This is a genomic window from Streptomyces sp. NPDC048192 (genome assembly GCF_043202415.1).
In the GTDB taxonomy this organism is placed as follows: Bacteria; Actinomycetota; Actinomycetes; order Streptomycetales; family Streptomycetaceae; genus Streptomyces.
Genome location: NZ_JBIDAL010000005.1, coordinates 191372 through 214535, shown reverse-complemented (window position 1 = coordinate 214535; position 23164 = coordinate 191372). Strand labels below are relative to the sequence as shown.

General features: G+C 72.5%; 23 protein-coding genes. 11 read left to right on the top strand and 12 right to left on the bottom strand.

The window, feature by feature from the left end:
- Positions 1-150: 150 nt before the first annotated feature.
- From ACGFZN_RS11770 to ACGFZN_RS11750, 5 genes are all read left to right on the top strand, one after another.
- Complete coding sequence (locus ACGFZN_RS11770; protein WP_393858286.1) at positions 151-912, top strand: DeoR/GlpR family DNA-binding transcription regulator; 762 nt, start codon at positions 151-153, stop codon at positions 910-912.
- Positions 909-1856, top strand: a complete 948-nt coding sequence (pfkB, locus tag ACGFZN_RS11765) for a 1-phosphofructokinase (RefSeq protein ID WP_393858285.1) — start codon at positions 909-911, stop codon at positions 1854-1856. Before ACGFZN_RS11770 ends, pfkB begins: the two co-directional genes overlap by 4 nt.
- Positions 1853-2212, top strand: coding sequence for a hypothetical protein (locus ACGFZN_RS11760; RefSeq protein WP_393858284.1), 360 nt, complete (start codon positions 1853-1855; stop codon positions 2210-2212). Before pfkB ends, ACGFZN_RS11760 begins: the two co-directional genes overlap by 4 nt.
- On the top strand, positions 2209-4470 hold the full coding sequence (locus tag ACGFZN_RS11755; protein WP_393858283.1) for a fructose-specific PTS transporter subunit EIIC: 2262 nt from the start codon (positions 2209-2211) through the stop codon (positions 4468-4470). The genes ACGFZN_RS11760 and ACGFZN_RS11755 overlap by 4 nt, the downstream gene beginning before the upstream one ends.
- 113 nt (positions 4471-4583) lie before the next feature.
- Positions 4584-4838 carry a hypothetical protein gene (locus ACGFZN_RS11750; protein WP_393858282.1) on the top strand — a complete coding sequence of 85 codons (255 nt, stop codon included), beginning with the start codon at positions 4584-4586 and terminating at the stop codon, positions 4836-4838.
- Positions 4839-4976: 138 nt separating this feature from the next.
- Here ACGFZN_RS11750 and ACGFZN_RS11745 read toward each other — a convergent pair whose 3' ends face one another.
- The 4 genes from ACGFZN_RS11745 to ACGFZN_RS11730 form a co-directional block, all read right to left on the bottom strand.
- A complete protein-coding gene (locus tag ACGFZN_RS11745; RefSeq protein ID WP_393858281.1) occupies positions 4977-5723 on the bottom strand; it encodes a DUF6227 family protein in 747 nt (248 codons plus the stop codon).
- A 157-nt stretch (positions 5724-5880) separates the two neighbouring features.
- Positions 5881-7098 (bottom strand): Ig-like domain-containing protein, encoded by a 1218-nt coding sequence (locus ACGFZN_RS11740; protein WP_393858280.1) that lies wholly within the window; start codon positions 7096-7098, stop codon positions 5881-5883.
- A 148-nt stretch (positions 7099-7246) separates the two neighbouring features.
- The gene (locus ACGFZN_RS11735) at positions 7247-8272 is read right to left on the bottom strand and encodes a P1 family peptidase (protein WP_393858279.1); all 1026 of its coding nucleotides are present in this window, start codon (positions 8270-8272) and stop codon (positions 7247-7249) included.
- Positions 8273-8310: 38 nt separating this feature from the next.
- Positions 8311-9549, bottom strand: coding sequence for a low temperature requirement protein A (locus ACGFZN_RS11730; protein ID WP_393858278.1), 1239 nt, complete (start codon positions 9547-9549; stop codon positions 8311-8313).
- A 154-nt stretch (positions 9550-9703) separates the two neighbouring features.
- Here ACGFZN_RS11730 and ACGFZN_RS11725 point away from each other — a divergent pair, with 154 nt between their 5' ends.
- Positions 9704-9880: a hypothetical protein gene (locus tag ACGFZN_RS11725; protein ID WP_194294174.1), complete on the top strand. Its 177-nt coding sequence runs from the start codon at positions 9704-9706 to the stop codon at positions 9878-9880.
- Between the two features lie 19 nt (positions 9881-9899).
- On the opposite strand, the gene mscL is transcribed toward ACGFZN_RS11725, so the two are convergent.
- The 7 genes from mscL to ACGFZN_RS11690 form a co-directional block, all read right to left on the bottom strand.
- The gene (gene mscL, locus ACGFZN_RS11720; RefSeq protein WP_393858277.1) at positions 9900-10355 is read right to left on the bottom strand and encodes a large conductance mechanosensitive channel protein MscL; all 456 of its coding nucleotides are present in this window, start codon (positions 10353-10355) and stop codon (positions 9900-9902) included.
- Positions 10356-10493: 138 nt separating this feature from the next.
- Positions 10494-11078, bottom strand: coding sequence for a hypothetical protein (locus ACGFZN_RS11715; protein WP_393858571.1), 585 nt, complete (start codon positions 11076-11078; stop codon positions 10494-10496).
- Positions 11071-11250 carry a hypothetical protein gene (locus tag ACGFZN_RS11710; RefSeq protein ID WP_393858586.1) on the bottom strand — a complete coding sequence of 60 codons (180 nt, stop codon included), beginning with the start codon at positions 11248-11250 and terminating at the stop codon, positions 11071-11073. Before ACGFZN_RS11710 ends, ACGFZN_RS11715 begins: the two co-directional genes overlap by 8 nt.
- A gap of 232 nt (positions 11251-11482) precedes the next feature.
- Positions 11483-12316, bottom strand: coding sequence for an S-methyl-5'-thioadenosine phosphorylase (locus ACGFZN_RS11705; RefSeq protein ID WP_393858276.1), 834 nt, complete (start codon positions 12314-12316; stop codon positions 11483-11485).
- Between the two features lie 100 nt (positions 12317-12416).
- The gene (locus ACGFZN_RS11700; protein ID WP_393858275.1) at positions 12417-12719 is read right to left on the bottom strand and encodes an FmdB family zinc ribbon protein; all 303 of its coding nucleotides are present in this window, start codon (positions 12717-12719) and stop codon (positions 12417-12419) included.
- Between the two features lie 67 nt (positions 12720-12786).
- Entirely contained in the window at positions 12787-14085 is a 1299-nt protein-coding gene (locus ACGFZN_RS11695; RefSeq protein WP_393858274.1) for an MFS transporter, read from the bottom strand.
- A gap of 286 nt (positions 14086-14371) precedes the next feature.
- Positions 14372-15955 (bottom strand): potassium/proton antiporter, encoded by a 1584-nt coding sequence (locus ACGFZN_RS11690; protein WP_393858273.1) that lies wholly within the window; start codon positions 15953-15955, stop codon positions 14372-14374.
- A gap of 190 nt (positions 15956-16145) precedes the next feature.
- Here ACGFZN_RS11690 and ACGFZN_RS11685 point away from each other — a divergent pair, with 190 nt between their 5' ends.
- Entirely contained in the window at positions 16146-18995 is a 2850-nt protein-coding gene (locus ACGFZN_RS11685) for a penicillin acylase family protein (RefSeq protein ID WP_393858272.1), read from the top strand.
- Between the two features lie 67 nt (positions 18996-19062).
- Here the strand turns inward: ACGFZN_RS11685 and ACGFZN_RS11680 are convergent, their stop codons facing one another.
- The gene (locus ACGFZN_RS11680) at positions 19063-19683 is read right to left on the bottom strand and encodes a 5-formyltetrahydrofolate cyclo-ligase (RefSeq protein WP_393858271.1); all 621 of its coding nucleotides are present in this window, start codon (positions 19681-19683) and stop codon (positions 19063-19065) included.
- A 94-nt stretch (positions 19684-19777) separates the two neighbouring features.
- On the opposite strand from ACGFZN_RS11680, the gene galU reads away from it, so the two are divergent.
- The 4 genes from galU to ACGFZN_RS11660 all read left to right on the top strand — a co-directional run bounded on the left by galU (position 19778) and on the right by ACGFZN_RS11660 (position 23149).
- The gene (galU, locus tag ACGFZN_RS11675) at positions 19778-20689 is read left to right on the top strand and encodes a UTP--glucose-1-phosphate uridylyltransferase GalU (protein ID WP_393858270.1); all 912 of its coding nucleotides are present in this window, start codon (positions 19778-19780) and stop codon (positions 20687-20689) included.
- Positions 20686-22008: a gephyrin-like molybdotransferase Glp gene (gene glp / locus ACGFZN_RS11670; RefSeq protein ID WP_393858269.1), complete on the top strand. Its 1323-nt coding sequence runs from the start codon at positions 20686-20688 to the stop codon at positions 22006-22008. Before galU ends, glp begins: the two co-directional genes overlap by 4 nt.
- Positions 22009-22139: 131 nt before the next feature.
- On the top strand, positions 22140-22652 hold the full coding sequence (gene moaC, locus ACGFZN_RS11665) for a cyclic pyranopterin monophosphate synthase MoaC (protein WP_393858268.1): 513 nt from the start codon (positions 22140-22142) through the stop codon (positions 22650-22652).
- Positions 22649-23149, top strand: a complete 501-nt coding sequence (locus ACGFZN_RS11660) for a molybdenum cofactor biosynthesis protein B (RefSeq protein ID WP_393858267.1) — start codon at positions 22649-22651, stop codon at positions 23147-23149. Before moaC ends, ACGFZN_RS11660 begins: the two co-directional genes overlap by 4 nt.
- Positions 23150-23164: the final 15 nt, after the last annotated feature.

Sequence of the window (23164 nt, the reverse complement as noted above, 5' to 3'; positions counted from 1 at the left end):
GTGCCGCTGTGTCCGGCCGGACGCCCGATCATGTCCGACTGAAGCCCGAACCTGTTTACTTTCCGGAAATCCCGGCGTAGCCTCCCAACTGAAACCACACGTTCGGGCATCACTCAGAAGCGAACGGACACCGAGTCGGAGGCCAGCGAGATGTACGCACCGGAACGGCAGCAGGAGATCCTCCGGCTCGCGCGTGACGGCGGCCGGGTGGACGTCCTGTCGCTCGCCGAGGAGTTCCAGGTCACCGCTGAGACGATCCGCCGCGATCTGAAGGCCCTCGACCGCGCCGGCCTCGTCCGCCGGGTGCACGGCGGCGCCATACCGGTCGGCCGGCTCGACTTCGAACCGGACCTCGCCGAGCGCGAGTCCACCGCGGCCGACGAGAAGGACCGCATCGCCAAGGCGGCCCTCGCCGAACTGCCGGCCGAGGGCACGATGATCCTCGACGCCGGCACGACGGTCGCCCGGGTCGCCGCCGCGATCCCGCTGGAGGCCTCCCTGACCGTGGTCACGCACAGCCTGCCGATCGCCGCCCGCCTCGCCGACCACCCGGGCATCCAGCTCCACCTGGTCGGGGGGCGCGTACGGCACCGTACGCGCGCCGCCGTGGACGCCTGGGCGCTGCGCGCGTACGGCGAGATCCGCGCCGACGTGCTGTTCGTGGCCGCGAACGGCTTCTCCGCCGAGCACGGGCTGACCACCCCGGACCTCGCCGAGGCCGCGGTCAAGCGGGCCGCGGTCGCCGCCGCCCGCCGCGTGGTCCTGCTGGCCGACTCCGCCAAGCACGGCCAGGAGCACTTCGCCCGGTTCGGCGACCTGGGCGACGTGGATCTGCTGATCACCGACACCGGACTGAGCCCTGAAGACGCCGCCGTCATCGAGCGCGGCGGCACGGAAGTAGTGCGCGCATGATCCTCACCGTCACCCCCAACCCCTCGCTGGACCGCACCTACGAGGTCCTGGCCCTCAAGCGCGGCGAGGTCGTCCGTGCCGAGACCGAGCGCATGGATCCCGGCGGCAAGGGCGTGAACGTCTCGCGCGCGGTCGCGGCCGCCGGGCGGCGCACGGTCGCCGTTCTGCCCCTGGGTGGTGCGCCGGGCGCGCTCGTCGCCGACCTGCTCGACGCGCAGGGCATCGAGGTCGCGCCGGTACCGGTCGCCGGAGACACCCGCTCCAACATCGCGCTCGCCGAGTCCGACGGCATCCTCACCAAGATCAACGCGCCGGGGCCGGAACTGTCGGCGCCCGAGCAGGCCCTGCTCCTGGCCGCCATCCGCGAGCACTCGCGCGACGCCGACTGGATCGCGTGCTGCGGCAGCCTGCCCCGGGGGCTCGCGCCCTCCTGGTACGCCGATGTCGTCACGGAGGCGCACGCCGGGGGCGCGCGCATTGCCCTGGACACCTCGGGGCGCGCGCTGCTGGAGGCGCTGCGCGCCCGGCCCGATGTGGTCAAGCCCAACGCCGAGGAACTCGCCGAAGTCGTCGGGCGCCCCCTGGCGACCGTGGGCGACGCCCTGAAGGCGGCCGAGGAGGTACGCGCCATGGGCGCGCGCGCCGTCCTCGCGAGCCTGGGCGCGGACGGGCAGCTCCTCGTCGAGGACACGGGCGCCTGGTACGCCACCGCGCGCGTGGACGCCGTCCGCAGCAACGTCGGCGCCGGCGACTCCTCCCTCGCCGGTTTCCTGATCGCCGGCGGCAGCGGCCCCGAGGCCCTCGCCTCCGCCGTCGCCCACGGCGCCGCCGCCGTACAACTGCCCGGCAGCGTCATGCCGACCCCCGCCGACCTGGACCCGTCGGCGGTGACCGTCACGGCCGAGATCCCCCTCGACCGCGAGCTGACGGAGCCGGTGCCGTGAACCCCCTGGGCCGTCGTCGCACGACCGCTGCCCACGGGCCGTGGCGGGAGTCCCTGTCGTACGCCGGGGTCATCGCCCCGGCCGCCTTCCCCTACCGGCCGTGGCGGGAGCCCCCGTCCTCGGTCACCGCCCCGGCCGGCACCGTCTCTCCCTACCGGCTGTGGCGGGATTCCCCGTCCTCGGCCACGGTCACCGCCCCGGCCGGCACCGTCTCTCCCCACCGGCCGTCGCGGAACTCCCCGTCCTCCGCCGCGGTCACCGTCCCGACTTCCACCGTCTCCCCCCACCGCACCCCCGTCCCCACCTCCGCCCACCCCTCTCCCCGGGCGATACGCGTGCAGAGGAGCCCGCGATGAGTGACATGATCACCGCGGACCTGGTCGATCTCGACCTGTCCGCCGACACCAAGGAAGCGGCGGCGCGCGCCCTCGCCGAGCGCATGGTGGCCCAGGGCCGGGTGACCGACCTGGAGGGCTTCCTCGCCGACGTGGCGGCCCGCGAGGCCCAGATGCCGACCGGCCTGGACGGCGGTATCGGCATCCCGCACTGCCGCAGCGCCCACGCCACCGAGCCGACGCTCGCCTTCGGCCGCAGCACGGCCGGCATCGACTTCGGCGCCCCGGACGGCCCGGCCGACCTGATCTTCCTGATCGCGGCCCCGGCCGGCGCCGACGACGCCCACCTGACGATCCTCTCCTCGCTCGCCCGCCAGCTGATGAACACCGAGTTCACGTCGGCGCTGCGCGCGGTGACCGACGCGGAGAGGGCGGCGGCGCTGATCCGCGGGGAGGAGACGCCGAGCGCGGCGCAGGCGGCTTCGCCCGAGGAAGGCGCGGGCGCGCACACCGGCACGGATGACACGGCGAGCGCTGGGGGCGCGGGTACGGGCGCGGACGCTTCCGCGGGCGCTGCTCAGGGCGCCTCCGCGCAGGCCGTCGGGGGCGCCGTGGACGCCGGGAACGGCTCCGAAGACACCGCTGCGGCGCCGGTGGCGGCCTCCGCCGGCGCCGCAGCGGGCACCACCGCGCAGGCGCCGGGCGCATCCGCCCCCGCCCAGGCCGCCCCCGCGGACACCGGCGCCGGCTCCGGTGGGGACTCCGCCGAGCGCCCCTTCCGTATCGTCGCCGTGACCTCCTGCCCGACCGGCATCGCCCACACCTACATGGCGGCCGAGTCCCTGGAGAACGCGGGCCGTGAGGCGGGCGTCGAACTGGTCGTCGAGACGCAGGGCTCGGCCGGCTTCACCCGGCTGGACCCGGCGGTGATCGCGGCGGCCGACGCCGTGATCTTCGCGCACGACGTCCCGGTCCGTGACAAGGACCGCTTCGCCGGCAAGCCGACCGTCGACGTGGGCGTGAAGGCGGGCATCAACCGCCCCGCCCAGCTCATCGCGGAGGTGCGCGAGAAGGCGGCGCGCGGAGAGACGAGCGCGCCGGCGTCCGCGTCGGCCGGCACGCCGGTCGAGCGGGCCGGAGACTCCACCGAGGGGTACGGCACCAAGCTCCGCAAGTGGCTGATGAGCGGCGTGAGCTACATGGTCCCGTTCGTCGCCGCAGGCGGCCTCCTCATCGCCCTGGGCTTCGCGATCGGCGGCTACAAGATCAACAAAGCGCCGTCGGTGATGGACCACTTCATATGGACCCAGGCCGACAGCTGGGGCGCCCTGCTGTTCCAGATCGGCGGCGTCGCCTTCGGCTTCCTCGTCCCGGTCCTGGCCGGATACATCGCGTACGGCATGGCGGACCGGCCCGGCCTCGTCCCCGGTTTCGTGGGCGGAGCGATCTCCCTGACCATCAACGCCGGCTTCCTCGGCGGCCTGGCGGCCGGCCTGATCGCCGGTGGCGTGGTGATGGCCATCCAGAAGGTCACCATCCCGCCGGCCCTGCGCGGCATCATGCCGGTGGTGGTGATCCCGCTGATCTCCTCGGCGGTCGTCGGCTTCCTGATGTTCGTCGTCATCGGCAAGCCCATCGCCACCGCCCAACGCGCCCTCACCGACTGGCTGAACGGCCTCACCGGCACCAACGCGATCCTGCTCGGCGCCCTGCTCGGCCTGATGATGTGCTTCGACCTGGGCGGCCCGGTCAACAAGGTCGCCTACACCTTCGCCACCGCCGGCATCGCGGTCTCCAATCCCAGCGACTCCGCGATGAAGATCATGGCCGCGGTGATGGCGGCCGGCATGGTCCCGCCGCTGGCGATGGCCCTGGCCACCACCGTGCGCGGCAGGCTCTTCACCCGGGCCGAGCGCGAGAACGGCAAGGCCGCCTGGGTCCTGGGCGCCTCCTTCATCTCCGAGGGCGCGATCCCGTTCGCGGCGGCCGACCCGCTGCGGGTGATCCCGTCGTCCATGGTCGGCGGCGCGCTCACCGGCGCCCTGTCGATGGCCTTCGGCGCCACCCTGCGCGCCCCGCACGGCGGCATCTTCGTGGTCCCGCTGATCGGCAACCCCCTGCTGTACCTCATCGCCATCGCCGCCGGCGTCTGCGCCACCACGGCCCTGGTCGTCCTGCTCAAGGGCATGCGCAAGCAGGCCCCGGAGTCCGCGTCCACCGACCCCGCCGCGAACGCGGCCGCCACGGCGAAGGAGCCCAAGCAGCCGGTCGCGGCCTGACCGCCGCACCGCCGCGTCTTGTCCCTTTAGTTCGCTGTGAGTTGTTCACGCCACCTGCGAGATACGTCACGGTCCGGGACCAAAGTCCCGGACCGTGATGTGTACTGGGACGCATGCCTGAGCACGTCCCGACTCTCCAGTTGACCGGCGTGGCCGTCCTCGCTGTGGCGGCCGTCGCGTGGGCCGTCGTCCTGATCCGCCTGCTGCGCCGCATGGGCCCCCTGACCCCGCCCCGCCGTGCCACCGCGCCGCTCCTCACGGCCCTGCCGCGGCAGCGGAGTACGGGTCCCGAGCTGGAGTCCGTCGAGCTGACGCCCGCCGAACAGGACGCCTTCGCGGGCCTGGCCCGGCGGTTCACGAGCGGCTGACGGCGCAGGGCGCCGGGGCGCCCGGACGTCCCACGAGCCACCGTCCCGTGGCCGCGGTCCCCTGGCTGCGACCCCCTGGCCGCGATCCCCTGGTCGCGTGGCGCGGTCTCGCGAGCCGCGCGCACGCCGTCGCGGGCGCTAGCCCTGCCGTGCCGCGCGCCGTTCCATGGCGTCGCGGGCCGCGTCCTCCGACAAGTACACCTCGCACATGTGCCGCCCGTCGGGCGTCGCCGTGTGCTCCACCTCCCACAGGGAGATCTGGCCGCCGTCCGGCAGCAGGAACGCGTGCTCGTACAGCGCGTAGCTCAGTCCCACGCGTCCGGCGCGTCCCGGGCGGCCGAAGGCCTGCGTGATCTCGTACGCCGTGGCGGTGGCCAGCAGCGCCGCCGTCTCGGCGCCGGGCCGGTCCGGGTTCTCCGCACGCCGCAGAAGCCGGCGCGCGTGGTCCGCCGAGTCCTCCGAGGCGAACACGTGCCTCGGCTCGGGGATCGCCCACAGACGCATCAGCGCGGGCAGCTCGAACTCCGGCGTCTGCGGCGGCACCCCGAGCCGCGCCGTGGCCGCCTGCAGCTCCTCCTCGTCGACGTACACCTCGCTCTCCGGGGCGGCGCCCGGCGTGGAATTGTGCACCAGCTCCCACAGCGTGAGCGCGGAGCCGTCGGCGAGCAGCCAGGTGTGCCGGTACGTCTCCCGGTGCAGCCCCGCGCTGTGGTACGCCGAGTGCAGCGAACTGTCGTGCGCCAGGGCGCAGTCGAGCCGCCGTATCACCTCGTCGGGCAGCTCGAAGGAGTTCAGGGCGCGGCCGAGGAGCCGCGCGAGATGCTCCTCCGGAGACTCGGGCGACTCGGCTGGTTCGTACGCTGCCGTCTCGTACGGAACGCTCAAGGTTTCTCCCGGCGTTGCTGCATGTCACCTTGTGGGTGCATACCGTAGCCCCTCGGTCGGACATCATGTCCGGGAACCGAGAAAACGTACGCCGGGAAAACGCGCGGGCCGCGCGAAAAGTTCCCGCGCGGCCCCACGTGCCGTCAAAACCTGCCGCTCAGAGGGCGCTTCCCGCGGTCCAGGCGCTCCACGACATGTTCCAGCCGTTGAGCCCGTTGTCCGGGGCGACCGTCGAGTCCGGCGAGTTCTTCACGATCACCACGTCGCCGATGAGGGAGTTGTCGAAGAACCACTTGGCCGGGGTGGCGCTCTGCCCGCCCTGGACGTCCGCCAGCCCGACGCAGCCGTGGCTGGTGCCCTCGCGGCCGAAGGGCGGATTGCCCTTGTTGTACCAGTAGTTGCCGTGGATGAAGGTGCCCGAGCCGGTCAGGCGCATCGCGTGCGGCACGTCCGGGATGTTGTAGGCGTTGCCGAGGCCGACCGTCCGGCTGTCCATGGGCGTCTGCGTGAACTTCTCCGAGATCACCATCTGCCCGTTGTACGTGGTGTGCTGCGGGTCGCCGGTGGAGATCGGGACCGTCTTGATCGTCGTGCCGTCCCGCACCACGGTCATGGTCTGGGTGCCGGCGTCGACCGTGGAGACCTGCGAGCGTCCGATGGTGAAGGAGACGGTCTTCTTCTGCACCCCGTAGACGCCCCGCGCGCCCTGGACGCCGTCCAGGTCGATCTTCACACTGACCTTGGAGCCCGACTTCCAGTACTGCTGCGGCCGGAAGTCCAGCCGGCGGTCCCCGAACCAGTGCCCGGCCACCTGCTGACCGCTGCTGGAGTCGACCGAGATGTGCGACTGCACGGCCTTCTTGTCGGTGATCGACTTGTCGAAGGTGAACGACACCGGCATGCCCACCCCGACCGTGGTGCCGTTGTCCGGGGTGTAGGTGCCGATGAAACTGTTCGCCGACGTGACCGTGGTGAAGACCGACCTGGTCACGGTGGCGCGCCCGGCCGCGTCCTTCGCGGTCGCGTCGATCTCGTACTTCGTCCCCCGCTCCAGCTGCTGCTTCGGCTTCCAGCTGCCGCCGTCCGCCGATATCGCCCCGGCCACGGCCTGCCCCGTCCCGGCGACGGTCATCTTCACGTCGGTCAGCCTGCCGCCGCTGACCTTCACCCCGGTCGCGTTGATGGACGCGCCGGTGGAACCGTCCTTGGCCGAGATCACGATCCGTGCCGCCGACGCCTTGGGGGAGTCCTTGCCGCCCCTGCCGTCGTCGGTGGCGTTCGCGCTGCCACCGCAAGCGGTCAGGGTGAGGCTGCCGACCATCAGGGCGGCACAGGCCCCCAGTACGCGCCGCGCTGCAATGTCCGGCGTTGTCACGGGCTGCTCCCAGTTCGTGTGATGTGCGTGATCCGTTCCGTACGGGAAGAAGGAGTGCGCGGGCGACCTCGAAGGTTCCCGCCGGCTCCCGTTGACGCCGTCACGTGACAGAACCGCGACAATCGAGGCCCGACGAGCCGGCCCCGCCTCACACTCGCCCGTACAACTCCCCGTACGACGGCCACACTCCGCCCGCCCCGTCGACCGACTCGGCGGCGCGCACCCCCCGGACGATCGCGCGGGTCACCACATCCGCGCCGGCCGCGAGAACGCCGTTCATCTCCAGCGGATGCCCGGCAAGGGCCCGTTCGCCGGTCGCCACCGCGAACACCGTGTCCCCGTCGTTCATGAGGTGCACCGGCCGTACGGCGCGCGCGATCCCGTCGTGCGCCGTGCCCGCCAGCTTCTGCGCCTGCGCCCTGGAGAGGTCCGCGTCGGTCGCGACCACCGCCAGCGTCGTGTTCAGCGGGGGTGGCGCGTTCCTGGCGGCGGTCTCGTCCAGGCGCCGGCGCGCGGCCTGGTGCACGCGCGTCTCCGGATACGTCACGCGCCCCTGGCACAACTCCCCGTACAGCGCGCCGGTGTCGGGCTCGAGCACCGAGCCCGCGGCGTTCACGACCACCAGCGCGGCCACGGTGATCCCCGACTCGAGCACCGTGCTCGCCGTGCCCACCCCGCCCTTGAGCCGCCCCGCCACGGCGCCCGTGCCCGCCCCGACACACCCCTGCGGCACCGGGGCGCCGGGCGGGCTCGCCGCGGCCGCCTCCACCGCGGCCCGGCCCGTCGCCGCGTCGGGCCGGGCACGGAAGTCGCCTCCGCGGCCCAGGTCGAAGACGCACGCGGCGGGCACGACCGGCACCACATGCGCGGGGTCCGGCCCCACCCGCACGCCGCGCCGCTGCTCCTCCAGCCAGGCCATCACCCCGGACGCCGCGTCGAGCCCGTAGGCGCTGCCGCCGGTCAGCACGACCGCGTCGACCCGCTCCACCACGTTGCGCGGATCGAGCGCGTCGGTCTCCTTGGTGCCGGGGCCGCCGCCGCGCACGTCCACGGCGGCGGTCATGCCGCCCTCCGGAGCGAGGACGACCGTGGTGCCGGTGAGCAGGCCGCCCCCGCTGCGGGTGGCGTGACCCACGCGCAGGCCGGCGACGTCCGTGATCGCGTCAACTGTCATGGGGGACAGTCTGGACCGGACCCCGCGCCCGTCAGGGGTCAGCCGGCCGGCGCGGTGGCGCCCGCCGTGCGCTCCCGGCCTGCCGTGCGCGCCGTCAGCGTCACCCCGGTCGCCACCGCGGCCGCGCACACCAGCCCCGCCGCGAGCACCGCCCAGCCGCCGAGGAAGGTGCAGCAGATCACCAGCAGCGCCGTGACCGGCAGCACCAGCTGCTGGGCGATGCCGACCTTGAAGTGCCGCGAGTGCAGCGCCCAGACGGTGAGCAGATACAGCGCCGTGGGCAGCGTCACGGCCGCGGACGCGGACAGCGTGGAGATGTGGCTCTTGCCGACCGCGTGCTCCAGGGCCACTTCCAGGCCCGCGCCGATCGCGGCGGCGGAGGCGAAGATCAGGTAGTGGCCGTAACCCCACAGGAAGGCCTGCCCGTTGGCGCGCAGATGGCCGTGGATGGGCACCACGAAGTAGATCCACCACGCGGAGAAGACGATCAGCAGCCCGCCCGCCGCGATCGGCAGCAGCTCGCCCAGCGCGCCGTGCTCGTCGAAGCCGCCCTTCACGGCGGCCGTGGCCGAGGCGATCGTCTCGCCGAGCACGATGATGGTGAACAGGCCGTAGCGTTCGGCGATGTGGTGCGGATGCCAGGAGGTCTCGTAGTCCTTCTCGGCGAACAGCGGCACACACATCTCCGCCATGGCCATCACCAGGAACACCCACGGCCGGGCGGGTCCGGGCAGCAGCACCAGTCCGAGCCAGCCGACCAGGCACGCCAGCACGCCGGACGCGTACCGCACCGCCATGGTCCTTTCGGCGCCCTCGGCCGATCTCGCGGCTCTCAGCCACTGCGCGGCCATCGCCAGCCGCATGATCAGATAGCCGAGCCAGACCACCAGGTAGTCGTGGTGCTGGAACGCCCGGGAGACACCGGCGGCCAGCACCAGGACGCCCGCGATCTGCACGAGGGTGACCACCCGGTAGAGCACGTCGTCGTTGTCGTACGCCGAGGCGAACCAGGTGAAGTTCATCCACGCCCACCAGATCGCGAAGAACTGCATGGCGTAGTTGAGGATCCCGTCGCCCGCGTGCCCCTGGGAGACGGCGTGCACCAGTTGGACGCCGGCCTGCGCGATCGCCACGACGAAGCACAGATCGAAGAAGAGTTCCAGCGGCGAGGAGACCCGGTGGGCCTCGTCGCGTCCGCGCGCGGTGAGCCGCCGCAGCGGTCCCGGGGGCTGGGGTGCGCCCGGAGAGGAGGGCGCCGGAGCGGGACTCGACGTCATGCCTCCCAGCACAGCAGAAAACCGCCCCGAAATCTTGTGAATGCCTTCACAAGATCCCTCACGCGATGGGGAGGGCGTACGGCGCTCCCCGGGGCCCTCCGCCGGCCCCGGTGGCGTCGGCGGGCGGCGTTCACCCGGGCCGTACTCTTGAGGCATGAGCACCGCCCCCGCATCCGAGCCCCGCGACCCGAAGCCCGCGCTGGTCTTCGACGACCCGCTGGACCAGCAGACCTCGGACGACACCGACCGCGGGTGGGGCGAGCGCGCGGACGGAGACAGCGCCGCCGACCTCAAGCGCTTCCTCGACGAGAAGCCGCCCCACCACCTGTGAGCCGCCCCCGGCGGCGCCGCTAGCGGTCGTGGCCCGACCCGCGCTGCGCGACCAGCGCGTCGCGGATCTCCTTGAGCACCTCCAGCTCGCTCACCTCGACGACCTCCTTGGTGCCCTCCCGCGCCGCCTTGCGGGCCGCCTGGCGCGCCAGGTACTTCGACATCGGCAGGACCATCAGGAAGTAGACGACCGTCGCGGTGATCAGGAAGGTCAGCGTCGCTCCGAGGACGGAGCCCCACATCAGCCGGATGCCGTGCGTCCCGTGGCAGGAGCTGCTCAGACACGAGCTGTAGTTGTCCAGGTTCTGCGTTCCGATCGCGCCGACCAGCGGATTGATGATCCCCTTCACCACTGAGTTGACGATGTTCGTGAAGGCCGCGCCGATGACCACCGCGACTGCCAGATCGACGACGTTGCCGCGCATCAGGAAGGCCTTGAAGCCCTGCCAGACGCTCGGTTCCCTCTTCTCGCTCACCTCGGGGACTCTCCTCGTATACACAGGCTGTGGAACAAAACGCTCCGCAACCTACGGCACGGTGCGGCCATCCTGTCCAATCCCGTCCATCGATCGAGGGGCTCGACGGCGAGCCGCCGGGAACGCGTACGAGTCCGTTCAGCACAGCGTCACCGCCAGGCGCGCCGTGGCGCTCGCGCCGACGAGACGGGTCGCCGTGGCGCGCGGCACCGACAGCACGACCAGCGCCCCGCTCTCGGCGCCGCCCTCCAGCGGCTCGGGCACCTCGGTCACCCGCACACCTCGCGCGAGCACCCGGGCACCGCCTCCGGCCGACGGATCCTCGGCGGCGATCACGTCGACACGGTCGCCGGGCCGGAGCAGCCGGACCGTGGCCGCGTCGGAGATCCGCACCGGCGCCGTCACCACGTCCACGCGCGTGTGCCGGCGTACGGGCGCCGTCACCGGGTGGTCTCGGGCCTGGTCCAGGCGGTGCGGCGCGGACCCGGTGCGCGGCCCCGCGGCGACCAGCGCGGCCGCGGTCACCGCGAGGCCCGCCGCGACGGCCCGCCTGCGGTGCCGTACGAGCCGCTGCAGCCGGTACCGCCCGCCGCGCACCCGCACCGGCGGGAACTGCGGGACCCCGCAGGTCGCCGGGGCGTCCGTGCCCAGCGGACGCGGAAGCCGGAGGGGAGGCGGGAGAGCGGGCGAGGGCGGGGAGGGGGGAGCGGACGCGTCAGGGATCGGCGAGGACGTGAACGGTGAGGACGTGAACGACGACGACGGGAACGAAGAGGACTGGCGAGGGGACGCCTCCCCAGGCGACGGGGAAGGACGGGGAGACGGGTTCGGGGACGACGAGGGCCACGGCACGGAGATCACCGCCTGCGACGAGGAGTTCGGCTTGCGATGCCACGATGAGGCCTCGCGCCGGATTCCGCGGGAGCCGGTGGATCACGGGCGGACTGTGGACAACTCGGTCACCCGAACGGGGAGTTCCGTACCGACTGACCCCGGCGCGCCCTCGGCGTCGTCCACAGCGCCCGAGGTGACCGCACCGCCCCCTCGCTCACTGCCCGCGCCCCCTCGGAGCCGGCGCCGCCACCGCAAGAAACCCGGCCCGCACCGCAAGCCCGGCCGGCCCGGCCCTACGGCAGCGTGAACCCGGGGTCCATCCCGCCGAGCGCGTTCACGCACAGGCAGTCGCGGTCGGCGTTCTCCGGCAGTGCGGCCACCGCGTCGAACAGCACGCCGCGCAGTCGGTCCACGTTGGCGGCGAACACCCGCAGCACCTCCTCGTGCGAGACGCCCTCGCCGGTCTCCGCGCCGGCGTCCAGGTCGGTGACGAGGGTCAGCGAGGTGAAGCAGAGCTCCAGTTCCCGGGCGAGCGCCGCTTCCGGGTGGCCGGTCATGCCCACGACCGACCAGCCCTGCGCCCGGTGCCACAACGATTCGGCACGCGTCGAGAAGCGCGGTCCCTCGACCACGACCAGCGTGCCGCCGTCCACCGGCTCCCAGTCCCGCCCCCGGGCCGCCTTCAGGGCGACGGCGCGTCCGGTGGGGCAGTAGGGGTCGGCCATGGAGACGTGCACGACGTTCGGCACGGTGCCGTCCGGCAGCGGCAGCCCGTCGAAGTACGTCTGCATCCGGGACTTCGTGCGGTCCACGAACTGGTCCGGCACGAGCAGGGTGCCGGGGCCGTACTCGGGCTGCAGGCCGCCCACCGCGCAGGGGGCGAGCACCTGGCGGACGCCGACGGAGCGCAGCGCCCACAGGTTGGCGCGGTAGTTGATGCGGTGCGGCGGCAGATGGTGGCCGCGGCCGTGCCGGGGCAGGAAGGCGACCCGCCGGCCGGCGACCTCGCCGAGGAAGAGAGAGTCGCTGGGCGGCCCGTAGGGGGTCTCCACCTGCACCTCGGTCACGTCGTCGAGGAACGAGTAGAAACCCGAGCCGCCGATTACGCCGATCTCTGCGTTCGCCATGACCAGCACACTAGCGGGCGGCGGGACCGCGGGGGAGTGGCGCCGGGATACGCCCGGGACCCCGCCGTCGTACGACGGCAGGGCCCGGTGGGGAAAGCGGTCAGGCCGCGGAGCTGCTGGCGGAGCTCGACGCGGACGACCCGGAGTCGGACGAGGAGCTCGACGACTTCGAGTCGGACGACGACGCGCTCGACGACTTCGACGCCGGGCTGCTGCTCGACGTGGAGCCGCGGGAGTCGTTGCGGTAGAAGCCGGAGCCCTTGAAGACGATGCCGACCGCGGAGAACACCTTCTTCAGGCGGCCACCGCAGCTCGGGCAGTCGGTCAGGGCGTCGTCGGTGAACTTCTGCACCGCCTCGAGGCCCTCGCCGCACTCGGTGCACTGGTACTGGTAGGTCGGCACTGTCTTCCTCCTGGCACTCTCACTCGATGAGTGCTAACGACCATCCATAGTGACGCATTCCCTCGGATCAGTCCACCGTCATCGGCACGCGGTGATGGACGCCACGTGCGACGGTGCGGTGCTGCGGCCTCGGCGCCAGCCGCGACCGCAGCGCCAGCAGGGTCGCCAGGGCGAGCAGCGTGCCGGCCATCGGCACCAGGAAGCCCGCGCCGCCCCACAGCCGGTCCTCCAGCTGCCCGGCGACCGTGACGGCGGCCGCCTGGCCGAGGGCGACCGCGCCGGTCAGCCAGGTGAAGGCCTCCGTGCGGGCGCCGGCCGGGACCAGGCCCTCGACCAGCGTGTAGCCGGTGATCAGCGCCGGTGCGATGCACATGCCGACGAGCAGGCCGAGCCCGGCGAGCAGCAGCACGGAGTGCGCCGTCCACAGGGCCGACGCGACGACCGCGAGCGCCGTGTAGCCGACGGCCAGGCGGCGCTGCGGGGCGGCCTTCCAGGCGACGGCGCCGCAGACGACGCCGGAGAGCATGTTGCCGGCGGCGAAGACGCCGTACAGGACGCCGTTCAGGCCCGGCTCGCCGATCGACTCGGTGAACGCCGCCAGGGAGACCTGCATCCCGCCGAAGACGGAGCCGATGCCCAGGAAGGTCACGATCAGCACGCGCACGCCCGGCACGCGCAGGGCGGAGGTCTGCCCCGCGCGCGCGTGCCCGCCGTCCCGCCTCACCGGTGGCTGCGTGCTCTTCTGGGCGGCGAACAGCAGCCCGCCGACGAGGGTCAGCGCGCCCTCCGTGACCAGGCCGGCCGCCGGTGTCACGGCGGTGCACAGCGCCGTCGCGAGCAGCGGGCCGACCACGAAGGTCAGCTCGTCGGTGACCGACTCGAACGCCGCCGCCGTGGCCATCAGCGGCGATCCCTGCAGCTTCACGCCCCAGCGGGCGCGCACCATGGGGCCGACCTGGGGGACCGAGGCGCCGGTGGGCACGGCCGCCAGGAACAGCGCCCACAGGGGCGCGTGGGCCAGGGCGAGCGCCGTCAGCGACAGGCCCGCCAGGGTGTGCGCGAGCACGCCGGGGATCAGCACGGCGCGCTGGCCGTGGCGGTCGGCGAGGCGGCCGCTGTAGGGCGCGAACAGCGCCATGGAGACACCGGTGACGGCGGCGGTGGCGCCCGCGGCGCCGTACGAGCCGGTGGTGTGCTGCACGAGCAGCACGATGGAGAGGGTGAGCATCGCGAACGGCTGGCGTGCCGCGAAGCCGGGGAGCAGGAAGGTCCAGGCGCCGCGGGTGCGCAGCAGCGGCCCGTATCCCGGGCGGGACGGAGCCGGCGAGGTCTTCTCCGGTTCGGTGGTGGTGACCGTGGATCCCACGGCCCGTGCCTTTCTGCCGCCTGGTAGCGCGCGGGCCGTGTGTGGGGCCGGGCGCCGAGAGCTGTCCTCTTGCGCGGACTGCGGTAGATACCGGCGCCCACTGCGGGTGGGGGCGACCCGGCCGCCATACGGTCGCGCCAGCTCTGCGTCAGGCAGAGTTGGTTCGATCAGGGTGCGGCTTCATCGTACAGGGATCACCTGCTGTCCCGGCTGTGAAAACGAGCACCGCGCGCGTGGCCGCCTGGCAATCCACGGTCGAGCGCACCGGTGCCGTCCACGCGTGCCGTCACCGCCCGCTCGCCGTGCCGTTCGTGCCGAGCCAGCCCGCCAGCTTGCCGCCGTGGGCGACCGCGCGCAGGCGCCGTTCCGCCGCGTCGCGGACCGGGTCGGTGGCGACGACGAGCAGTTCGTCGCCCCGGCGCAGCACGGTCGAGGGCAGCGGAACAAACGATTTTCCTTCGCGTACGACGAGGGTGACGGCGGCTCCGGGCGGCAGGCGCAGCTCGCTGACCTCCACGCCGTGCATCCGGGAGCCCTCGGGGATCGCCACGGACAGCAGGTGGCCGCGCAGCCGCTCCAGAGGCGCCGACTCGATGCCGAGGTCGGCCGCCTCGCCCTTCTCGCCCAGCCGCAGCGTGCGCGCCAGCCAGGGCAGGGTCGGTCCCTGCACGAGGGTGTAGACGACGACCAGGACGAAGACGATGTTGAAGATGCGGCGGCTGGCGGGAACGCCGTTCACCATCGGGATGGTCGCCAGGATGATGGGCACCGCGCCGCGCAGCCCCGCCCAGGACATCAGCGTCTGCTCCCGCCAGGGCACGCGGAACGGCGCCAGGCTGAGCACCACGCTCAGCGGGCGGGCCACCATGGTCAGCACCAGGCCGATGACCAGCGCGGGCCAGACGTCGTCGCCGAGTTCGTGCGGGGTGACCAGCAGGCCGAGCAGGACGAACATGCCGATCTGGGCGATCCAGCCCAGCCCCTCGGCGAAACCGCGGGTGGCCGGCCAGTGCGGGAGCCTGGCGTTGCCGAGCATCATCGAGGCCAGGTAGACGGCCAGGAAGCCGCTGCCGTGCCCCAGCGCGCCGGTGGCGTAGGCGGTGACGGCGATCGCCATCACGGCGATGGGGTACAGGCCGGACGCGGGCAGGGCCACGTGCTTCAGGCCCCAGGAGCCGAACCAGCCGACCGCGAGGCCCACGGCGGCGCCGATGGCGAGTTCCAGGACGATCTCGCCGAGCAGGACGTACCAGTGCTCGACCGGGCCGGCCGTGGAGAAGGCGACGACCAGGATGACCACCGGGGCGTCGTTGAAGCCGGACTCCGCCTCCAGCGTGCCCGTCACGCGCGCGGGGAGGGGGATGCGGCGCAGGACGGAGAAGACGGCCGCCGCGTCCGTCGAGGACACCACGGCGCCGATGATGAGCGCCTGCCGCCACCCCAGACCGACCAGGTAGTGCGCGCCCGCCGCGGTGACGCCCACGCTGACGGCGACTCCGAGGGTCGCCAGGACGGAGGCGGACGACAGGACCGGCCTGATCTCCTTCCACTTCGTGCCGAGACCGCCCTCGGCGAGGATCACGACCAGGGCCGCGTACCCCATGACCTGGGTCAGCGCGGCGCTGTTGAAGTGGATGTGGCCGATGCCGTCCTGGCCCATGAGGGTGCCGATGGCCAGGTAGACGAGCAGGCTGGGGAGCCCGCTGCGGGAGGAGATGCGCACGGCCGCTACGGCGACGAGCAGGACCACGGAGCAGACGAGCAGGAGCTGGTTGAGGTGGTGAACGGTCAGCGGCGACTCCCTTCCTCGGCTCGCGCACCGGGGGCGCGAGCTCACGTGCACAAGACCCGGGGCTGCGGCGCACCGCATCCAAGTACTTCGTTACCTTACCTAACTCTTGACGCTTTCTTGACGCTCGACGGGGCAAGATCGAACGCCCGTGCGCGCCGGTTCCCGACTCCGCGTCAAGCGGCACAGGGCCCTGCGCCTATGGTTGCTCCAGCGCTCATTCAAAGTCACAGCCCGACCTGCCGCTCGCGTTAGGACAGCAAGGACAGCGATGCCCCCCAACACCACCGCCACAACGGGAGACACCGCCACCGCCGGTGCCGCGCCCGCCAAGTCCGGCAGGAAGAAGGGGCGCAAAGCCCGACTGATCGTGCTCGTGCTGGTCCTGGCCGTCGTCGCCGGCATCGCCTTCAGCGCCTACTGGTCGGTCAGCACCGTCCGTGCCTCCTTCCCGCAGACCAAGGGGACGATCGCGCTCCCGGGCCTGTCGGGGCCGGTCGACGTCAAGCGGGACGGCAACGGCATCCCGCAGATCTACGCGTCCTCCGACGCGGACCTGTTCATGGCGCAGGGCTACGTCCAGGCGCAGGACCGGTTCTGGGAGATGGACGTGCGCCGGCACATGACCTCCGGGCGCCTGTCGGAGATGTTCGGCAAGAGCCAGGTCAAGAACGACGAGTTCCTGCGCACCCTCGGCTGGGACCGGGTCGCGAAGCAGGAGTACGACACCAAGCTGTCGGCCTCCACGAAGAAGTACCTCCAGGCGTACGCCAAGGGTGTCAACGCCTACCTGAAGGGCAAGGACGGCAAGGACATCTCCCTGGAGTACGCCGCCCTGGGCTTCACCAACGACTACAAGCCGCAGCCGTGGACCCCGGTCGACTCCCTGGCCTGGCTGAAGGCGATGGCCTGGGACCTTCGCGGCAACATGCAGGACGAGATCGACCGCGCCCTGATGACCAGCCGTCTCGGCCCCCAGCAGATCGCGGACCTGTACCCGCAGTACCCGTACGGCCGCAACAAGCCGATCGTGCAGGAAGGCCAGTACAACGCGGTGACCAAGGCCTTCGAGCAGGGCGGCGCCACCGGAACCGCCGGCACGACGGGCACGGGCACGGCAGGAACGACGGGCACGGCCGGGACGACCGGCGGCGCCACGGGCGCCTCCGGGACCACGACGGGCACGACCGGCTCCTCCGCCTCGGGCACGACCGGATCGTCGCTCACGAGCCAGCTGGCGGGCCTGCACGACGTCCTGGACGGTCTCCCGACCGCCGTCGGCGTGAACGGCCAGGGCATCGGCTCCAACTCCTGGGTGGTGGCCGGGAAGTACACCATCACCGGCAAGCCGCTGCTCGCCAACGACCCGCACCTGGAGGCGTCCCTGCCGGGCGTCTGGTACCAGATGGGCCTGCACTGCCGCACCGTCTCCAGCACCTGCCAGTACGACGTGAGCGGCTACACCTTCGCCGGCATGCCCGGCGTGGTCATCGGCCACAACGCGAACATCGCCTGGGGCATGACGAACTCCGGCGTCGACGTCACCGACCTCTACCTGGAGAAGGTGACCGCGAACGGCTACCTGTACGACGGCAAGATCCGGCCCTTCAGGACGCGCGAGGAGACCATCAAGGTCGCCGGCGGCTCCGCCAAGAAGATCGTCGTGCGCCAGACCCAGGACGGGATGCCCCTGCTGTCCGACCGCGACGACGAACTCGTCCAGGTCGGCAAGCGGGCCACCGTCAACACCGCCGCCCCCGACCGCGGCGACGGCTACGGCATCGCGCTGCGGTGGACCGCGCTCGACCCCGGCACCTCCATGGACGCCGTCTTCGCCCTCGACAAGGCGGCGGACTGGCACGGCTTCCGCCAGGCGGCCGCCCTGTTCGACGTGCCCTCGCAGAACCTGATCTACGCCGACACCGAGAACAACATCGGCTACACCCTGCCCGGGAAGATCCCGACCCGCTCCTCGGCGGACGACGGCTCCATCCCGGCGCCGGGCTGGGACTCCAAGTACCGCTGGACCGGCTTCATCAAGCAGGACGAGCTGCCCTACGAGTACAACCCCGAGCGCGGCTACATCGTCACCGCCAACCAGGCCGTGGTCGGCAAGGACGCGTACCCGTACACCCTCACCACCGACTGGGGCTACGGCACCCGCAGCCAGCGCATCACCGACCTGATCGAGTCCAAGATCAAGGACGGCGGCAAGATCTCGACCGACGACATGCGCCAGATGCAGCTGGACAACAGCAGCGAGATCGCCAAGCTCCTGGTGCCCAAGCTGCTGAAGATCAACCTCGGCGACAAGGACGTGCGCGACGCGCAGAAGCTGCTGGAGGGCTGGGACTACACCCAGGAGTCCGACTCCGCGGCGGCCGCCTACTTCAACGCGGTCTGGCGCAACATCCTCAAGCTCGCGTTCGGCAACAAGCTCCCCAAGGAGCTGCGCGTCCAGGGCCAGTGCCTGTGGGTCGACAAGATCGACAGCACCGGCCCGGTCGACGACGACACCAAGGTGCGTGAGTGCGGCCAGCGCGACGCCGACCAGGCGCAGCCGGACGGCGGCGACCGCTGGTTCGAGGTGGTGCGGAAGCTGATGGACAAGCCGGACAGCGACTGGTGGAAGACCCCCCGGTCGGGCACCCGCCCCGCGGCGAACAACATGGACCAGCTCTTCGCCCGGGCCATGATCGACGCCCGCTGGGAGCTGACCGCCAAGCTCGGCAAGGACATCGACACCTGGAGCTGGGGCCGGCTGCACCGCCTGTTCCTGAAGAACCAGACGCTCGGCACCGACGGCCCCGAGGCGCTGCAGTACATCCTCAACCGCGGCCCCTGGAAGCTCAGCGGCGGCGAGGCCACGGTGAACGCGACCGGCTGGAACGCCGCCGGCGGCTACGGCGTCGTGTGGGTGCCGTCCATGCGGATGGTCGTCAACCTCGCCGACCTCGACAAGTCCAGGTGGATCAACCTGACCGGCGCCTCCGGGCACGCGTTCAGCGCGCACTACACGGACCAGACCAGCCTGTGGGCCAAGGGCGAGCTGCTGCCCTGGTCGTTCACGGCCAAGGCGGTCGACGACAGCACCAGCGACACCCTCGTCCTCAAGCCGTGACCGGCTGACGGAATCGGAAAACGGCCCTCCACGCGCGCGTGGAGGGCCGTTTTCGCCGTACGGGCCGTCAGGCGTCCGGGAAGCGGCGCACACCGGACGGGGTCACCACGGCGTGCACGGGCTTGTCGTGCGCCTCCGCCGGGACGTGCGCGACCACTTCCGTGTCGTACAGCAGCACCACGAGCCGGGGACGGGCGCCCGCGCGCTCCAGCCGGGCGAGCACGCGGTCGTACGACCCTCCGCCCCGCCCCAGCCGCATCCCGCGCGCGTCGACAGCGAGCCCGGGCAGCAGGACGACGTCCGCCGCCGCCACCGCGTCCGGGCCGAGCCGCGCGCCGGACGGCTCGAGGAGCGCCATTTTTCCGCCGCGCCGGACCCGGGCGAGGGAGTCCGGGCCGGCGTACTCGCCCCAGTCGAGGTCGTTGTCGGGCAGCAGCGCGGGCAGCAGCACCCGTGCGCCCCGCGCGCGCAGCGCGTCCAGCAGGGCGGGGGTGCCCGGCTCGGTCCCCACGGAGACGTACGCCGCCACCGTGCGCGCCCGCGCCAGTTCGGGCAGCTCCAGGGCGCGCTCGGCCAGGGCGCGGGACGTCGCGGCGACGTCATCGTCCGTCAACCTGTTCCTCACCGAGAGGAACTCGCGCCGCAACGTTCGCTTGTCAGGCTCTCTCGCGCGTCCGTCGTGTTCCACGGGTCGTCCTCGCACCCTTCTTGAATGCAGTCATAAAGGGTCAACCAAGCCGAGCCACAGATTGCGCACAAAGGCACCGGATATGGTTGCGGGCATGACTCAGTCGCACCCCAGGATCAGCAAGGCCGTCATTCCCGCGGCCGGCCTCGGCACCCGCTTCCTGCCGGCCACCAAGGCCACTCCCAAGGAGATGCTGCCGGTCGTCGACAAGCCCGCGATCCAGTACGTGGTCGAGGAAGCCGTATCGGCGGGGCTCGATGATGTTCTCATGGTCACCGGACGCAACAAGCGCCCCCTCGAGGACCACTTCGACCGCAACTACGAGCTGGAGTCGGCCCTCGAGAAGAAGGGCGACGCCGAACGGCTCGCGAAGGTGCGGGAGTCCAGCGACCTGGCGACCATGCACTACGTCCGCCAGGGCGACCCCAGGGGCCTCGGCCACGCCGTGCTGTGCGCCGCCCCGCACGTCGGCCACGAGCCCTTCGCGGTGCTCCTGGGCGACGACCTGATCGACCCGCGCGACCCGCTGCTCCAGCGCATGATCGAGGTCCAGGAGAACCACGGCGGCTCCGTGATCGCCCTCATGGAGGTCGCGCCCGAGCAGATCCACCTCTACGGCTGCGCGGCCGTGGAGGCGACCGCCGACGGCGACGTGGTGCGGGTGACCGGGCTGGTCGAGAAGCCGGACCCGGCGGACGCCCCGTCGAACTACGCGGTCATCGGCCGGTACGTCCTCGACCCGCACATCTTCGACATACTCCGCAAGACCGAACCCGGCCGCGGCGGGGAGATCCAGCTCACCGACGCCCTGCAGCAGCTCGCGGACGACGAGAAGGTCGGCGGCCCGGTGCACGGCGTCGTCTTCAAGGGCCGCCGCTACGACACCGGCGACCGTGGCGACTATCTGCGTGCCATTGTCAGACTCGCGTGCGAACGTGAAGACCTGGGCCCGGACTTCCGGACCTGGCTTCGCAGTTACGTAGCCGAGGAGATGCAGCAACGTTGAGCACCGCCGCGACCCGCCCCGCCGGCCCGGACCACCTGTGGTCGGTGGACGAGCACCTGGAGGACGTCCTCTCCACCGTCCGCCCCCTGGAACCCATCGAGTTGCACCTGCTCGACGCCCAGGGCTGCGTCCTGGTCGAAGACGTCACGGTGCAGGTGTCCCTGCCGCCGTTCGACAACAGCTCCATGGACGGGTACGCGGTACGGGTCGCGGACGTGGCGGGCGCCAGCGAGGAGTTCCCGGCCGCCCTGGAGGTCGTCGGCGACGTCGCGGCGGGTGCGGCCGACCCGGTGCGGGTCGGTCCCGGCCAGGCCGCCCGCATCATGACCGGCGCCCCGCTGCCGCCCGGCGCCGAGGCCGTCGTCCCGGTGGAGTGGACCGACGGCGGACTCGGCGCGGGTCCGGTGAGCGGCATGCGGGCCCGCAGCCTGGCGCCCGAGGGCGCTCAGGGGCAGGTGCGTGTGCACCGCACCGCCGAGCCGCGCGCACACGTGCGGGCGGCGGGCAGCGACGTGCGGGCCGGCGACCGCGCCCTCGAGGCCGGGACGATCCTCGGCCCGTCGCAGATCGCGCTGCTCGCCGCGATCGGCCGCGGCACGGTGCGCGTGCGCCCGCGCCCGCGCGTGGTCGTCCTGTCCACCGGCAGCGAACTCGTCCAGCCCGGCGAGGAGCTGCGCCGCGGCCAGATCTACGACTCCAACAGCTTCGCGCTCACCGCCGCCGCCAGGGACGCGGGCGCCATCGCCTACCGGGTCGGCGCCGTCGCCGACGACGCCGAGACCCTCCGCTCCACCATCGAGGACCAGCTCGTCCGCGCCGACCTGCTGGTGACCACCGGCGGGGTCAGCGTCGGGGCGTACGACGTCGTCAAGGAGGCGCTGTCGCACGCCGGCGACGAGGACGAGGCGGGCGGCGGGGTGGAGTTCCGCAAGCTCGCCATGCAGCCCGGAAAGCCCCAGGGCTTCGGCACCATCGGCCCCGACCACACGCCGCTGCTGGCCCTGCCGGGCAACCCCGTGTCGTCGTACGTCTCCTTCGAGCTGTTCGTCCGCCCCGCCATCCGCACCCTGATGGGCCTGCCGGACGTGCACCGGCCCCGCACCCGGGCCACCCTGACAGCCGGCGAGGCGCTGCGCTCGCCCAAGGGGCGCCGGCAGTTCCTGCGCGGCGCCTACGGCGACGGCGAGGTGACCCCCGTCGGCGGCGCCGGCTCGCACCTGATCGCGGCCCTGGCGCACGCCGACGCGCTGATCGTGGTCCCCGAGGACGTGGAGTCCGTCGAGCCCGGCGCCGAGGTGGAGGTCGTGCTGCTCGGCTGAGGCACGCGCGCGTACGTGCGGCCGGCCGGGGTCCCTGGACCGGTGCGCGTGCGGACAGGGCGGTAGCGTGTCGCGCACAACAGGCCCGCGCAGCGCAGTGCGCCGGGCCCGGACCGGGAGCGGCACACAGCATGACTGAGTCTTTCCGGGGGGAGACCCCCGGACCCTCTGTGCAGGACGGCCTGACGCACATCGACGAGGCGGGCGCCGCCCGCATGGTCGACGTCTCCGGCAAGGACGTGACCGCGCGCACCGCCCGCGCCAGCGGCCGCGTCCTCGTCTCCCCGCGCGTGGTGGAGCTGCTGCGCGGCGAGGGGATGCCCAAGGGCGACGCCCTCGCCACCGCCCGTATCGCCGGGATCATGGGCGCCAAGCGCACCCCGGACCTGATCCCGCTGTGCCACCCGTTGTCGGTGTCGGGTGTGAAACTGGACCTGTCGGTCGCGGACGACGCCGTGGAGATCCAGGCCACCGTGAAGACCACGGACCGTACGGGCGTCGAGATGGAGGCCCTCACCGCCGTGACGGTCGCCGCGCTCACCGTGATCGACATGGTCAAGGCGGTCGACAAGAAGGCGGTCATCACGGACGTGCGCGTGGAGGAGAAGACGGGCGGCAAGTCGGGCGACTGGAGCCGGGCATGAGCTACCGGGCTCTGGTGGTCACCGCGTCCAACAGGGCCGCCGCGGGTGTCTACGAGGACAGGGGCGGCCCCTTGGTCGCCGACGGCCTGAAGCGCTTCGGGTTCGCCGTCGACGGCCCCCGGGTCGTCCCGGACGGGGAGCCCGTCGAGGCGGCCCTGCGCGCGGGGGTCGACGCCGGCTACGACGCGATCGTCACCACCGGCGGCACCGGCATCTCCCCGACGGACCGCACGCCGGAGGCGACCCGCGCGGTGATCGACCGCGAGGTGCCGGGCATAGCGGAGGCCATCCGGGCGTTCGGCCTGCAGAAGGTGCCGACCGCGGCGCTGTCCCGGGGACTGGCCGGGGTGGCGGGCCGGACCCTGATCGTCAACCTGCCCGGTTCCACGGGCGGCGTGAAGGACGGCCTCGCCGTGCTGGAGACTCTGCTGGTGCACGCCGTCGACCAGATCCGCGGCGGCGACCACGCCGGATCCGGAAGCGGGGGTGCGAGCTGAACAGCCCATCCTGGC

Bases quoted from the DNA above. Each gene is read 5' to 3' on its own strand.
- ACGFZN_RS11750 (WP_393858282.1), top strand. From the start codon at position 4,584: ATGCCTGAGCACGTCCCGACTCTCCAGTTGACCGGCGTGGCCGTCCTC.
- ACGFZN_RS11725 (WP_194294174.1), top strand. From the start codon at position 9,704: ATGAGCACCGCCCCCGCATCCGAGCCCCGCGACCCGAAGCCCGCGCTG.
- ACGFZN_RS11755 (WP_393858283.1), top strand. From the start codon at position 2,209: ATGAGTGACATGATCACCGCGGACCTGGTCGATCTCGACCTGTCCGCC.
- ACGFZN_RS11770 (WP_393858286.1), top strand. From the start codon at position 151: ATGTACGCACCGGAACGGCAGCAGGAGATCCTCCGGCTCGCGCGTGAC.
- ACGFZN_RS11685 (WP_393858272.1), top strand. From the start codon at position 16,146: ATGCCCCCCAACACCACCGCCACAACGGGAGACACCGCCACCGCCGGT.
- galU (WP_393858270.1), top strand. From the start codon at position 19,778: ATGACTCAGTCGCACCCCAGGATCAGCAAGGCCGTCATTCCCGCGGCC.
- pfkB (WP_393858285.1), top strand. From the start codon at position 909: ATGATCCTCACCGTCACCCCCAACCCCTCGCTGGACCGCACCTACGAG.
- ACGFZN_RS11660 (WP_393858267.1), top strand. From the start codon at position 22,649: ATGAGCTACCGGGCTCTGGTGGTCACCGCGTCCAACAGGGCCGCCGCG.
- ACGFZN_RS11690 (WP_393858273.1), bottom strand. From the start codon at position 15,955: ATGCGGTGCGCCGCAGCCCCGGGTCTTGTGCACGTGAGCTCGCGCCCC.
- ACGFZN_RS11735 (WP_393858279.1), bottom strand. From the start codon at position 8,272: ATGACAGTTGACGCGATCACGGACGTCGCCGGCCTGCGCGTGGGTCAC.
- ACGFZN_RS11730 (WP_393858278.1), bottom strand. From the start codon at position 9,549: ATGACGTCGAGTCCCGCTCCGGCGCCCTCCTCTCCGGGCGCACCCCAG.
- moaC (WP_393858268.1), top strand. From the start codon at position 22,140: ATGACTGAGTCTTTCCGGGGGGAGACCCCCGGACCCTCTGTGCAGGAC.
- ACGFZN_RS11705 (WP_393858276.1), bottom strand. From the start codon at position 12,316: ATGGCGAACGCAGAGATCGGCGTAATCGGCGGCTCGGGTTTCTACTCG.